Raw genomic sequence first — 14,361 nt, forward strand, 5'->3', positions numbered from 1 at the left:
TACTTTGTCTGGCGAATCGAAACCAATCAAACACATTATGAGTTACGAATTACCTGAACTTTCATTTGAATACGATGCCCTGAAACCTTCCATTGATGCCAAAACCATGGAAATCCATCACACCAAACACCACCAGGGTTACACCAACAAATTTAATAATGCCATTGAAGGCACTGATCTTGAAGATCAGGACATCGAAGAGATCTTCAGTTCTGTGTCCAAGCATTCAACGGCCGTAAGAAATAACGGTGGCGGATTCTACAACCATTCTCTATTCTGGAGTATCCTGGCCCCTAACGCCGGTGGAAGTCCTGATGGTGAGCTGGCTGAAGCCATCGATAAAGCCTTTGGTTCTTTTGATGCCTTTAAGGAAGAATTCGCGAGCGCTGCAGGTTCCCGTTTTGGATCTGGCTGGGCCTGGTTAATCGTGAATGCTGACGGTGAACTTGAGATCACATCTACTCCAAATCAGGATAATCCACTTATGGATGTTGCCGACGTACAGGGAACGCCTATCCTGGGACTGGACGTGTGGGAACATGCCTACTACCTCAACTACCAAAACAGACGTCCCGATTACATCAGTAGCTTCTGGAATGTAGTGAACTGGGATAAAGTGGCTGAATACTATAACGAAGCCAAATAACAAGTTACTTGTTGATACCGGCAGGGTTGTCAATACTGATTTGACAGCCCTGCTTTTTTATTGGTCTCAGCCTAGAGTTAAAAACCCTGCACTTTCAGTGCAGCACTTTAGTATTCCGAAAAAATCTAATTCGTGCATTTAGAGTCATTCTGAGGCCCCGAATCAGTCGGGGCGAATAAACTTAGCCACGCAATGATTACCAGTTTTTTACAGGCAATAGCGAGGGTTCCACTGGAGAAGTAGTGTATGAAATTGCTGGAAGATGCTCCGCAAAATGCAAGGTCCTTCGTCCCGAGTTATTCGGGATCAGGATGACCATGATGGTAAAGAAACCGGGACTTTCAGTCCCAACCCAAACCTCTGCACTTTCAGTGCAGAGTGATTTAGTTAACCGCTTCACTGTCCTATGAGTAATACAAAAAATTCTCCATCTGATCCCATCAGAAATAAAATTAAAGAAAGTCCTCTGATCGTATTAGATTTGGAGACCTATAAGCCCGATGGACTTATAGAAAATTTTGACATGGCCTCCCTATTGGAAAAAGGACTGGTTGCGCGACGAGAGCCATTCAATGAAATGCTGGAAAAGGTAAATTGGGATCATTACACTGATAAGCACGTAGCCGTACATTGTTCTACCTCTGCTATTTTGCCACCCTGGCCTTATTTGCAGGTGGCTAGTGCATTGCAACCGGTGGCTCGCTCAGCTGGTTTTGGAACGCGGGAAGATTATCATATGGAGTTATGGAAAAGCAATATTAACAAATGGGATAATCAGCAATTTGAAGGCGAAAGGGTGATCCTGAAAGCCAATAAAAATATACCGCATGAGATTTACCTGACAGCTGGCTATCGGTTGCGAAAGGTCGTTCAAACGCTTATGTATGGTATGCCAGCCAATACGGTTCCTGTTTTTAAACGAAAAATTTCTAAATAATTAACATCAACGCATGCTACTTTTTAACGGATCTCTCCACAATGTTGACCAGGACGAAAACTCTTTTCTTGCCACTGTTTACGATCACGTTTTACAGGAATCTCAGGATAATGATTTAGATGTTAACCAAGTGGACCTTTCCAAAACAGAGGTACCCTTTTTCGACCCTTATGACCAGACGGCACCTGAACACGTGGAACATCTGATCCAGCAGTTTAGCACAGAAGAGCTTCAGATTTGGATTGCTCCCTTATATCATGGAAGTATACCCGGCGTGATGAAAAACGCATTGGATTGGCTTCAGCTTACCAGCAAGAATGAATCTCCCTATCTAACCGACAAAAAAATCGGGCTGATTTGTATTTCCGATGGTACTTTCGGGATTCAAGGCATAAACGCCATGACGGCTATAGCCCACACTTTGCGCGCCTGGGTACTCCCCTACTCTATTCCCATCAATAAGCTGGAAGCACAGGTTCGAAATCCAGATCACCTTGCCAGCTATTACCGGAGTAAAATCAAGCTCATGGTACAGCTGTTAAAAGAGGAAAGCCTTAAAAATTCACAGTCTGTCTAAACTGCTGAGAAAGGAACCCTATACCTTCAAACTTTCTTATTATAAAGCCAAACATCATTTACCAAAGTCAATGAATCAACCGGAAAACACCTCTAATACAGGCATCTTAATTATGGCCCACGGCGGAGGTACTACCTGGAACCGTATGGTGAAAGAAGCAGCCCGGCCTTTGATTAAGAAGTATCCCGTGGAATTTGCCTGGGGCATGGCCAATTTTGTGTCTATTCAAAAAGCCGTACAGAAGCTCGAGACTCAGAGCATAGACCGTATTTTGGTGATTCCGCTGTTTATTTCGAAGCACAGTCCTATTCTTCGTCAGGCCGAGTATTTGCTGGGTTTGCGGGATGAACTGGCCGACCCGCCCATGCCGGTAATGCACTATACGGATGAATTTGTGGAGATGTCTGGGGTTGATATTGATGATTCCCATTTCATGCACAACATGCTCTTTCCGCCAAGCCTTAACCCGGTGGAAATCAACACGCCGGTAGAGTTTACTGATGCCTTGGATGATCATCCAATAGTCGCTCAAATTTTGCGGGATCGTATTCTTGCACTTAGTAAACATCCTGAACAGGAAACGGTGGTGTTGGCCGCTCACGGACCCAATGGCGAAGAAGATAACACCGGCTGGGTACAGAGTATGGAATCATTGGCCGCCCAGGTCCAGGAAATGCAACGGGAAACGGGTGCAGCATTCAGGCATATCACAGCGCTTACCGTTCGGGATGATGCCCCGGAAGCTATTCATGAGCAGGCCAAGCAGCACCTAAGAGCTGCTGTAAGACAAGGAAATATTTCCGGTGAAGCCATTGTGATCCCGGTTTTTCTCTCTCCCGGTGGAAGGGAAAAATCCATCACAAAACGTCTGGAAGGTTTGAGTTTTAAATGGAGCGGAGAAACCTTACTGCCTGATGCCCGGCTAACCGATTTTTTAGTAGAAAGTGTGAAAGAGGCTTATTCACGTCAAAGTTAACCCCCTATCTTACAAAACCCTTTCCTGATAGTGCCTCTATCTAAAGGTTTGGAACAAGCTTTAAAATTGATTTCATTACTTTAGTTTGCTCTTCTGTGTTATCGAGTCAAACCTCATCAATGATGCCTCCAATAATTCAGCCTTATCATGATGAGGGTCAATAATTTCCATCATTTAAAAAAATCATAGGGTATCCACTTTCTGAATCGTATTAACTAATGTAAGGGCCATATTTATTGGGATATTTTATAAATATGTACCTGTTGGATAGATTACATTAGGACAAAGCATTCTTGCGGAATGGACACATGGAACAGGACGAAGTAAAATTTCTTGTCAGAGGTTTGGCGGAAGGTGACGAGTGGGCTTTTAAGAATATCTTTCTTCTCTATTATGAGCCACTTTGCAACTTTTGCTGGCGCTATACCAAATCAAAAGCTATTTCAGAAGATTTGGTGCAGGAAATGTTTGCTGATGTTTGGCATAACCGTGCTGTCTTCGATCCTAATAAATGTATAAGACTGTATCTATATAAGGCCGTTAAGAATAAAGCCCTCGATTACCTGGACCACCAAAGAGTGATCAGAGAATATGAGGAGGAGCAGCAAAAACAAAATACAGGGATTGACGAACAGGGAAGTTTTCATCAAGATAATGAACAGTTCATTATTGCAGCCCGAGAAGCTATTTATAATCTGCCTCACCGTACTCAACAAATTTACATCCTAAGTCGGGAAGATGGATTCACCTATCCCGAAATTGCAGATATCATGGACATCTCTACAAAAACAGTAGAAGCCCATATCAGCAAAGCACTGGATATGCTACGGATTCGACTACGTAAATTGTTTCCGGAACAGGTAACAGAGCGAACCATCGCCAAAATATTCTCCTTTCGATCAACGGGCACAAAATAACACCCCTGGCTATTAGGGGTAGCAATGAAGGCTACTTCTTCTTTCACTGGTGCTTTTTACTATTTGCCTGTCTGTCCCCTTCTATTCCAATAAAAACCAGTTCCACCTGCAATTCTTTTTCTGAACTGCTGCACTCAGTTTCAGATAAAACCTACCTATAAAGATTTTTTTGGATTTAGGGAGCCAATAAACCAGCAGCTACCGTTGAAATCACTGAGACTACCCGGATTCATTTACCAGGTAAGTTCATTTCATTCCAAAAAAATAAAAAAGCATAGGGTACTCGCTTCTTTGCTCGTATTACTTACAGAGTCAATTGACAACACCACAGATTTAAATGAAAACAGAACTTTTATACAAATACTTGACCGGGGTTTGTACGGAATCTGAAGAAGAAGAGATTGAAGACTGGTTAAAGCAATCCCCTGAAAACAGAAAGAAAATGAGTGATTTAAAAAAAATACTGGAGGTTTCGCCGGGCAAAATGATTCATGTTGATTCTGAAAAAGCCTGGGATTCCTTCAGTCATACTCACTTGGGGCAAAAGAAAACATTTCAGAAACGAATCCCCGCAAGGAAGCCTGCCTTTAACAATAGAATTGACCGTAAAAAGAGTAATAGCCTTAGATATTTTGCCTACGTAGCAGCCGCAGCCGTACTGGTGATTATTAGTTCGCTGTTTTATGCACAAACCTCTACGGTGCAAGAAACTGTCAGCCAGGAATTGGTTAGCCAGGAAATTACGACCCAGCGGGGACAGCGCACTACCGTACGCCTTTCAGACGGCACCCTCATTCACTTAAATGCGGAAAGTAAACTGAGTGTACCTCAGGACTATATGAAAAACAACCGGTTAATTCGCCTGAACGGTGAGGCCTTTTTCGAAGTCACCCCTAATAAAGAGAAGCCATTCATTGTACAAACAGGAAAGTCAGTTACCCGGGTTTTGGGTACCAAGTTTAATGTAACCGCCTACCCCGATGCCGAACAGGTACAGGTGGTAGTGGCCGAAGGGAAAGTAGCCTTTGGGGCTAAAGACGATGTAGATACCCCTGAAGTGCAGTTAACGAAAAAGCAACGCGGGGTAATTAACGAAAAGGGGGAGGTCATGGCCTCGAACATAACTGATCTGGGATTGTACCTGGATTGGAGCAGGGGCTTGCTCACTTTTAAAGATGCCCCCCTCGAAGAGGTCGAAAAGAAATTAGAACGATGGTACGATGTGCAAATAACGTTCGATAAGAACATTTCGAATGAAGACAGGCGCCTCACAGGCTCATTTAAAGATGTGTCTATGACGAGTGTGTTTAATTCAATCGCATTATCTCTTGACCTGAAGTATGCGGAAGATGGTAGAGAGATTGCATTCTCTGCCCGGTAGAAATACTGAGCAGCTAAATATGTCAATCTAAAACAATTGTTGGAAATACTTTTATGGAAAAAACAGTACAAAATTTAGTTCTAAAACGAATTAGAAAACTACTGCTCCTTGGCACCATATTGCTTATAAGCTCCATCACAGCTGTTGGACAAGCTCACAGGGTGGCACCTGTTGACCAGATTAGCAGCCTGTTTCCCGGAGTACAAATCAATCAGGATATATCAGAATCTTCCATTCTTAATAAACTTATTTCGGTGGAATTCCAGGATATACCTTTGCTGGAAGCCATTAACATCATTTCAGAAAAGGCAAACCTGGAAGTGGTATACAATAGTAAGACCTTACAGTCTATCAACCGCACCATAAACTTTAAAAGTGAACAAATAACCCTTGAACAAGCTCTTTGGCAAACACTTGACGGTACAGGCTTACGTTTTGCTGTTGCGGACAATAAGCAGTTAATACTTCTCAAGAGAACTTTTGAGGAAGAAAAGGTTATCGACGCCTTTCGGGAAACGGTAACCGGTCAGATAACGGATGGAGATACCGGAGAACCTCTCCCCGGTGTTAACATTGTAATACTGGGAACCACCAACGGTACTTCTTCTGATATTGACGGCTCCTACAGCCTGTCGGTTGAAAGTTTACAAGATACCCTGGAATTCTCTTTTCTCGGTTATCAAACTCAACGGGTTCCTATAAATGGACGTACCACCGTAAATGTTACTATGCAGCCTCAGGTTATTGAGGGTGATGAGCTGGTTGTGGTAGGTTACAGCCAACAACGGGCTGAAGACCTCACCGGCTCTGTGTCACGGGTTCAGGGTGCTGAAATTAAAAAAGCCCCGGTAACAAACGTAAGCCAGGGTTTAGCAGGACGTCTGCCCGGTGTAGTTGCTATCTCCAATACCGGTGAACCTGGTTACGATGGTGCAACCATTCGTATTCGCGGACTTAATACCTTCGGTAATGCCAATCCCCTGGTAGTAGTAGACGGTGTACCCGGACGTTCTCTGGATCGCATCGACCCCAGCACGGTTGAAAGCATTTCCGTACTGAAGGATGCTTCTGCTGCCATCTACGGTGCACAGGCAGCTAACGGGGTTATTCTCATCACCACCAAAAGAGGAACCAGCGGCAAGCCTACCATCAACTTCTCTTATAACCAGGGTTTTGCACGGCCAACAACCGTTCCGGATATGGCAAATTCAGCTCAATACGCTACCCTGCTAAATGAGATCGATATGTATGCAGGCAACCCAATGCGATACACCTCAGAGGAAATCGAAACATTCAGAGACGGTTCCGATCCCTGGAATTATCCCAATACCGACTGGTTTGATGAAACCTTAAAGCCATGGTCACCCCAATACAACGGGAATTTATCCATTGATGGCGGCACTGAAAATTTAAAATATTTTGTAAGCGGTTCCACTAAAGGACAGGACGGTTTCTACGAAAACAGTGCTACAAATTACAATCAGTACGATTTACGGTCTAACTTAGACTTTAAAGTAAATGACCATATCGATCTGACTTTTAACGCTTCAGGACGATATGAAGACCGAAATTATCCGGTACGTTCTGCTGAGAATATTTTCCGTATGCTCATGCGCTCCAAGCCTAATATGCCAGCCTACTGGCCAAATGGGCTTCCCGGACCCGATATCGAATATGGTGATAACCCTGTAGTTATCAGTACCGATGCTACCGGTTATAACGAAGACCGTAGATACATCGTTAACTCAGATTTTGGGATAGATGTTGAAATACCCTGGGTTGATGGACTCTCGGTAGAAGCCAATGCTTCTCTGGACAAATACATCCGTTTCCAAAAAGTATGGCAGACCCCCTGGTACCTCTACAACTGGGACGGCCAAACCGTAGATGAAAACGGCGAGCCTGTTCTCGTTCGAGGTAAAAAAGGATTTGATGATCCCCGGCTTGCCGAAAACATGGAGGACAGTCATAACATCCTTCTCAGTGGATTGGTTAACTATGAAAAAACCATCGCCAACGACCATAAAATTAACCTGTTGGGTGGTGTAGAACGCATCACAGCCAATGGCGACTTATTTGACGCTTACCGCCGATATTACATTTCAACCGCTATCGATCAGTTATTTGCCGGTGGCCGGGATGAAATGAACAATGGTGGTTCGGGCTGGGAACAAGCACGACTGAACTACTTTGGAAGGGTTAACTACCGCTTCAAAAACAGGTACCTGGCTGAATTTGTATGGCGATATCAAGCCTCCTATATCTTTGAAGAATCCAGTAGATATGGTTTCTTCCCGGGTGTATCTTTGGGATATCTTATTTCCGAAGAAAACTTCTGGAAGGATAATATCTCCATCGTCAATTTTGCCAAAATCAGGGCTTCTATTGGTGAAACCGGTAACGACCTGATTGCGCCCTATCAATTCCTGGCCTCTTACCAGTTTAACGATTTATCCTTCATTACTGACGGAGGTAATTCGTTCAACAAAGCCCTTATGGAAGGGGTAGCACCGAACCGTGGGGTAACCTGGGAAACCGCCATTCAGCGCAACGTAGGTATTGATCTTGAATTTTTTGACGGACAACTGGCCTTAACCACGGACTATTTCTACAACACCCGGGATGATATCCTGTGGGCAAGAAATGCTTCCGTACCCTTTACCGCTGGTCTGGATCTACCTGATGAAAACATTGGTAGAGTTAGAAACCAGGGGGTCGACTTTAGTCTTGAATACACCCAGGAACAATCAACAGGCCTCTCCTACTCGATTGGCGTAAACGGAGTGTATGCCAAGAACAAGATTCTGTTTTGGGACGAACCCCCTGGGGGACCAGAATATCAGCAATCAACAGGGCGACCTATTGGTTCTGATCTCTACTACCGGGCCATCGGTGTTTTCCAAGACCAAGAACACGTTAACTCCTACCCTCATTGGGATGGAGCACGACCTGGCGACATCATTTTTGAAGATTACAACAATGACGGTGTAATTGATGCCAACGACCGTGTACGTGATGACAGAAGCCGCACTCCAACCTTTACGGGAGGCGTAAACCTGGCCATGGCTTACAAGGGATTCGATCTGTCGGTACTGTTCCAGGGAGCAGCTGGTGGCGTATTCTACCAATCTACCGAATCGGGTGACTTTGGTAACTTCCTTGAAAGTTTCTACGAAGAACGTTGGACGGCCGAAAATCCAAGCAGCAAACATCCGCGTACGTACAACCGCTCTGGCGTTTACTGGGTAAATCAGGCCAATACCTACTGGCTGCACAAGACCGATTACATTCGATTGAAAAACATCGAATTGGGTTATACCCTGCCGGTCAACTTCACCAGTGCATACGGCATTCAAGATGTACGTCTCTATCTCAGCGCATTCAACTTGTTCACCTTTAGCCCAGACATGAAGGACTTCGATCCTGAAACAGTCAATGACCGGGCCGCAGCGGGATATAACTATCCGCTGAATCAGGTGGTGAACTTTGGTGTAAGTCTAACTTTTTAAATTGAATTGTCATGAATAAACAAAAAAACATACTTATCCTGACACTAATCCTTTTATTTACAGCGTGCAGCGATGGCTTTCTGAATGTACAGCCACAAGATCGTTACTCGGATGCCGCTGTTTGGAGTGATCAGGCTTTAGCCACAGCATTTGTAAACGATATCTATATGGGCCTGCACTATGGCTTTCAGGTAGAAATGTTAGACTCTTTTAGTGACATTTCTATGACCAAACGTGCAGAAACACTGCCCATCGTAACCAGTGATTTAACGGAAAGTTACCTTAGTATCTTAGATCCTAACCACTGGCTTAGCAGCTTCGAAAATCTCAACTGGAACAGCCTTTATGAGAATGTTCGTGCCTGTAACGTATTTTTCGAGAATATCGAAAATTCTGAATTAGAAGGACCGGAAATCGAGCGCCTTAAAGGCGAAGTACACTTTCTGCGAGCTTACAACTATTATTATTTGATGAGCTTGTTCGGTGGCGTGCCTATTATCGATCAACCCTACGCTCCTACCGATGACCTGGCAGTGCCAAGAGGTACGCTCGAAGAAACCGTAAACTTTATTGTTGCTGATTTAGATGCTGCAGCCAACCTGCTGCCCCTAACCGGCGACAAAGCCCGTGCCACACAGGGAGCTGCTATGACCCTAAAATCCAGGGTACTGCTTTATGCTGCAAGCGACTTGTTTAACTCTGGCGCATCCTGGAGTTCCGGTTACAGCAACCCCGAGTTGGTAAGCTACACCGGGGGCGACAGAACCGCCCGCTGGCGTGCGGCCCAAGAAGCTGCTAAAGCCGTAATAGACCTGGGTGTATACAGCTTGCATGGCGGAACCAACCCTGCCTCAGCTGAAGAAGCAACAGAGAATTACATCAATATCTTCCTCAACCACAGTACTCAAGAAGATATCTTCATTTCCTACTACGACAACATCAACAGAACAGACTGGCAAACACCAGATCCCGGTTTGCACTATGGCCCTAACGGCTACCATAACTGGGGTAATAACACGCCTCTGCAACGCTTTGTTGATTCTTATGAAATGATTGATGGCAGCGAGTTTGACTGGAACAACGAGGAACACAGCACGGCTCCTTATGAAAACAGAGACCCCAGATTCTATGCAACAGTTCTTTACGACGGTGCAGACTGGCGTGAACGTCCTGATGATGTAGCCGCTTCTGATCCTGAAGGGGTAATCCAAACAGGATTCTTTGAAAACGAAGATGGCACCTATACTCCCGGCCTGGATACCCGTCAAAGTCCTTTCGAAGACTGGAACGGTACCTACAGCGGATATTATCTGCGCAAATTCATTGATCCTTCTATTGATCATCAATACGAGCGACAAAACCTCCCATGGAGACAAATGCGTTATGCCGAGGTATTGTTGAACTACGTAGAAGCCAGTATTGAACTGGGTCAAGAAGCCGAAGCCAGACAATATTTGAACATGATTCGACAAAGAGCCGGTATGCCAGATGTTCCTGCCACCGAATCTGGTGCAGACCTTATGGATCGCTACAGAAACGAGCGCAAAATTGAGCTTGCTTACGAGCAACACCGCTTTTTCGATATTCGTCGATGGATGATTGCACCTGACGTGCTTTTAGATGCACGCGGAGTGGACATCCGTTACCCCTACGGTAGCGATACGCCTACCTACACGGTTATTGACATCGGTTTTATGACTCGTGATTGGAAAGACAAAGCATATTTTTTACCCATACTTCTGGATGAATTGAATAGGAATGACCTTCTTATTCAGAATCCGGGATATTAAAAATATGTTTAGTTGAGATAGGAAGATTGGGGATAGGATTAAAGTGGCTTTTTCCTTCCCCAATCTTATTTTTTATTATTGTTATTGGCGAGATAAAGACTTTTCTACAGGTATTAAGATCATAACCTGACTTTTTTATCATCCCCTTTTTTAAAAAAGCGACCGCTTCCACTCTTAAAAGATTATTTCACAAGATTATCATGAATATGAGGCTCCTAAAAAATTTATATAAGTTTATACCCCTACTTTTTCTCTTTTTCAGCTATCAGACTGTGTTCGCACAGCAAACTCAAACCGTCTATCTCTCGGGCACCGGTGCTGAGGATACCAAGGAATGGGAATTCAAATGTTCAGAAGGAAGATACTGCGGAAGCTGGTCTACCATTGAAGTGCCCTCCCATTGGGAGCAACAAGGCTTTGGAGAATACAACTACGGACACGTTCCCTTCGATCAGCGGCTGAAAGAAACCGGAACCTACCGGTATGACTTTGAAGTACCAGAAAGTTGGGAAAACAATACCGTAAAAATTGTTTTTGAAGGCGTGATGACTGATGCCCGTGTCAGTATTAACGGCCAGTCAGCCGGTGAAAAGCACCAGGGAGCCTTTTATCCTTTTGAATACGATATCACTCCTCTTTTGAATTTTGGGGAAGAAAACACGCTGGAAGTGGTTGTTGATAAATTTTCAGCCAACATGTCTATTAATTGGGCTGAACGTCAGGCCGACTACTGGGTATTCGGTGGTATTTTTCGACCCGTTTTCCTCGAAGTACTTCCCCAACAATATATTGACCGCGTTGCCATCGATGCTAAAGCAGACGGTTCGGTCAAAACAGAAGCCCACCTTGCAGGTATCGAGGACGCGACATCGGTAACCCTGAATATTCAGAATACAGATGGAGAAACACTGGCTTCTTTTTCTAACGATATTGATAAACAAGAAAATGTAGCTCTTATTAATGGCACCTTTGAAAATCCAAAATTGTGGTCGCCCGAGTTTCCAAACCTGTACCATTTTCAGTTCCAGTTAAAAGATCAGAGCGGCAATGTAATCCACAGCGTCAGCGAACGCATGGGCTTCCGGACGGTGGAAATACGTGCCCAGGATGGCATTTATGTGAATGGCGTGAAAGTGAGACTTAAGGGCGTAAACCGGCACACTTTCCATCCCGATTACGGCCGGACCTCCAGCAAAGCCTTCAGTATTGCCGACGTGAACCGCATCAAAGATATGAATATGAACGCGGTTCGTATGGCGCACTATCCCCCTGATCAGCACTTTTTGGAAGCCGCTGACTCCATTGGATTATTTGTATTGGATGAATTGGCGGGCTGGCAACATCCGGGTTACGATACCGAAGTGGGCCGAAAGCTTCTAAAGGAAATGATTTATGACGACATGAATCACCCTTCTATCGTATTGTGGGATAACGCCAATGAAGGCGGATGGAATCCGGCTTACGACGAAGACTTCAAAAAACTGGATATCCAAAAAAGGGAAGTAATCCATCCGTGGGGCGTACATGAAAAGATTAACGCCGCTCACTACTTCAATTACAACTACCTTTCGATGGATAATTTTGCTCCACGAAAGATCTTCCTCCCCACTGAATTTCTCCATGGGTTGTATGATGGTGGTCACGGTGCCGGCCTGAAAGATTTCTGGCAGCAAATGTATAACCATCCCCTGGGCGGTGGTGCTTTCCTGTGGTCTTTCTCTGACGAATGTGTGAACCGCACCGATACCAACCAGCTGGACTGCGACGGTAACCATGCCCCTGATGGCATCTTCAGCCCCTATTTCAAGAAAGAAGGTAGTTTCTACACCATTCGTGAAATCTGGGCTCCCATTGTGTTTGAGGAACGATACATCACCCCCGAATTTAACGGGACTTTTAATATTGAAAATCGTTTCTACTATACCAGTCTGAGACAAGTTGATATTAGCTACGAATGGGTAAAACTTCCCTCCGACGACGAAGGAAGAAAAGTACTGCATGAAGGCCAAGCCTCCGTCTCGGACCTTCCTCCCCAAGATGCCGGTGTACTGAAAGTTGACCTGTTTGACGGCTGGCAGGAAAGTGATCTGTTGAGCATTGAAGCCCATGATCCACATGGCCGACTGATTCACACCTGGACCTGGCCGGTACAATCGCCCGCGAAATTTGCAGAATCCCGCCTGCCTGAAGCAAATGATCAGGCTCCTGAAATGGAAGAAAGTGACGACCTGTACCAATTCAAGTCAGGCGATTTCTACATCAACATCACCAAAGAAAATGCGATGCTTGAAAAAGCAGGGAACAAGAATGGCGAGTTTCCTATTTATGGTGGCCCCTTCGTGGTTGATGAAGAAGTAAACTGTGAGAATGTGGAAGTGGAATCCCTGGAGAACGCTTACCAGGTGACCGCAACCTGCGAAGAACGGCACCTGTTTATTCAATGGACGATAAAAGCAGACGGCCTGGTGGATCTGGATGTACAGTACCACCTCCCTCCCGATGTAAGAGACTATGCCGGTATCTCCTTCTCTTATCCTGAAGAAGAGATGGAAGGCGTACGGCTGATAGCCGATGGCCCCTACCGGGTTTGGAAAAACAGAATGGCCGGTCCGCAGTTTGGCTTGTGGGATAAAGCCTACAACAATACCATCACCGGTTACAGCGGGTATGAGTACCCCGAATTCAAAGGGTTCTACTCGAATCTATACAAAACTACCTTCCAGAATAAAACGGCGCCAGATTTTAGTGTGTACAGCAAATCAGAAGATATTTTCCTGCGCCTGTTTAGCCCCGAAAATCCCCCTGAGCCTGTAAATACACGGGTTGAGTATCCGGAAGGCGATATTTCATTCATGCACGGCATCCTGCCCATTGGTACAAAGTTCAAGCCTACCAACGAATTAGGCCCTCAATCCAGCCGCTACAATTATCTGCCCAGGAGGCTGGAAAACAGGATTTTGTCTCTGTCGTTGAGTTTTGATTTTACAGGAGAGTAAGCGGATGGAAACGGCCCACATTAACCCCAAACGACTATGCTTAAGATAACCAAGCCCTGGCCACAGGACCCCTCTCCCCGATTTTCTCGGGACAGGTTGTTCTCCCCTTTTTGGAAAGGGAGAAGACAACGTAGTTGAGGCACAGCCTCAACACACTTGTACTTTTCAAGTTTAACTTGAAAAGATCTCTTTGTGAAATTGGGATGAAATTATACCAAGGGATCTTTTGAGGTTGTACCTCAAAAGCAAAAGTACCCGAAGGCTTCGCCTTCCGTACATTCCAGCCACTGACAGACAGCGTGGGGACTTAGTGTCAAAGCCCGGATTCTTTGAACATGCCGGATGTTGACCAACGGCCAACCATACTATCACTCCAGTACCGCTCCCATACCGCTTCGTTTCCGAAAACAAATGAACTGGAGTTGTACTGGACTTATACTGGAGGGATACTGGAGCGGTAACGGAAGAAGAACAGCTCATTTTGGACTTAAACTCCCGGGTTTTTCATAGAAAACGTATCAACTGATTTAATTCAGGTTGTCGGCTTCCCCAAAAACTGGGCCAATTAAAAGTAGAATGTTCGGTTTAATTTAAGAGTTCTATCGGTGTTTTATACCCCAAAGATTTATGGG

9 protein-coding genes are annotated in these 14,361 nt (G+C 44.9%); all 9 read left to right on the forward strand.

Annotation, left to right across the window (positions count from 1 at the left end; genetic code table 11):
• Nucleotides 1-37 precede the first annotated feature (37 nt).
• The 9 genes from FN815_RS02425 (at nt 38) to FN815_RS02465 (ending at nt 13,729) form a co-directional block, all read left to right on the forward strand.
• On the forward strand, nt 38-646 hold the full coding sequence (locus FN815_RS02425) for a superoxide dismutase (RefSeq protein WP_221930216.1): 609 nt from the start codon (nt 38-40) through the stop codon (nt 644-646).
• A 406-nt stretch (nt 647-1,052) separates the two neighbouring features.
• On the forward strand, nt 1,053-1,583 hold the full coding sequence (locus tag FN815_RS02430) for a DUF2480 family protein (RefSeq protein WP_142452991.1): 531 nt from the start codon (nt 1,053-1,055) through the stop codon (nt 1,581-1,583).
• Between the two features lie 13 nt (nt 1,584-1,596).
• Complete coding sequence (locus tag FN815_RS02435; RefSeq protein WP_142452992.1) at nt 1,597-2,160, forward strand: NADPH-dependent FMN reductase; 564 nt, start codon at nt 1,597-1,599, stop codon at nt 2,158-2,160.
• Nucleotides 2,161-2,230: 70 nt separating this feature from the next.
• Nucleotides 2,231-3,136, forward strand: a complete 906-nt coding sequence (locus FN815_RS02440) for a sirohydrochlorin chelatase (protein WP_142452993.1) — start codon at nt 2,231-2,233, stop codon at nt 3,134-3,136.
• A 293-nt stretch (nt 3,137-3,429) separates the two neighbouring features.
• Nucleotides 3,430-4,053 carry an RNA polymerase sigma-70 factor gene (locus tag FN815_RS02445; RefSeq protein WP_221930217.1) on the forward strand — a complete coding sequence of 208 codons (624 nt, stop codon included), beginning with the start codon at nt 3,430-3,432 and terminating at the stop codon, nt 4,051-4,053.
• A 337-nt stretch (nt 4,054-4,390) separates the two neighbouring features.
• The gene (locus tag FN815_RS02450; RefSeq protein ID WP_142452995.1) at nt 4,391-5,434 is read left to right on the forward strand and encodes a FecR family protein; all 1,044 of its coding nucleotides are present in this window, start codon (nt 4,391-4,393) and stop codon (nt 5,432-5,434) included.
• 53 nt (nt 5,435-5,487) lie between these two features.
• Nucleotides 5,488-8,943: a SusC/RagA family TonB-linked outer membrane protein gene (locus FN815_RS02455; protein ID WP_142452996.1), complete on the forward strand. Its 3,456-nt coding sequence runs from the start codon at nt 5,488-5,490 to the stop codon at nt 8,941-8,943.
• 11 nt (nt 8,944-8,954) lie between these two features.
• Nucleotides 8,955-10,733 carry a RagB/SusD family nutrient uptake outer membrane protein gene (locus FN815_RS02460; RefSeq protein WP_142452997.1) on the forward strand — a complete coding sequence of 593 codons (1,779 nt, stop codon included), beginning with the start codon at nt 8,955-8,957 and terminating at the stop codon, nt 10,731-10,733.
• Nucleotides 10,734-11,005: 272 nt separating this feature from the next.
• A complete protein-coding gene (locus FN815_RS02465; RefSeq protein WP_185957141.1) occupies nt 11,006-13,729 on the forward strand; it encodes a glycoside hydrolase family 2 protein in 2,724 nt (907 codons plus the stop codon).
• Nucleotides 13,730-14,361: the final 632 nt, after the last annotated feature.

It is taken from the genome of Gracilimonas mengyeensis, assembly GCF_900182705.1.
Classification (GTDB): domain Bacteria; phylum Bacteroidota; class Rhodothermia; order Balneolales; family Balneolaceae; genus Gracilimonas; species Gracilimonas mengyeensis.

Excerpts from the sequence above, each read along its gene's own strand:
- FN815_RS02455 (WP_142452996.1), top strand. The coding sequence starts at position 5,488 with ATGGAAAAAACAGTACAAAATTTAGTTCTAAAACGAATTAGAAAACTA.
- FN815_RS02430 (WP_142452991.1), top strand. The coding sequence starts at position 1,053 with ATGAGTAATACAAAAAATTCTCCATCTGATCCCATCAGAAATAAAATT.
- FN815_RS02435 (WP_142452992.1), top strand. The coding sequence starts at position 1,597 with ATGCTACTTTTTAACGGATCTCTCCACAATGTTGACCAGGACGAAAAC.
- FN815_RS02450 (WP_142452995.1), top strand. The coding sequence starts at position 4,391 with ATGAAAACAGAACTTTTATACAAATACTTGACCGGGGTTTGTACGGAA.
- FN815_RS02425 (WP_221930216.1), top strand. The coding sequence starts at position 38 with ATGAGTTACGAATTACCTGAACTTTCATTTGAATACGATGCCCTGAAA.
- FN815_RS02440 (WP_142452993.1), top strand. The coding sequence starts at position 2,231 with ATGAATCAACCGGAAAACACCTCTAATACAGGCATCTTAATTATGGCC.
- FN815_RS02460 (WP_142452997.1), top strand. The coding sequence starts at position 8,955 with ATGAATAAACAAAAAAACATACTTATCCTGACACTAATCCTTTTATTT.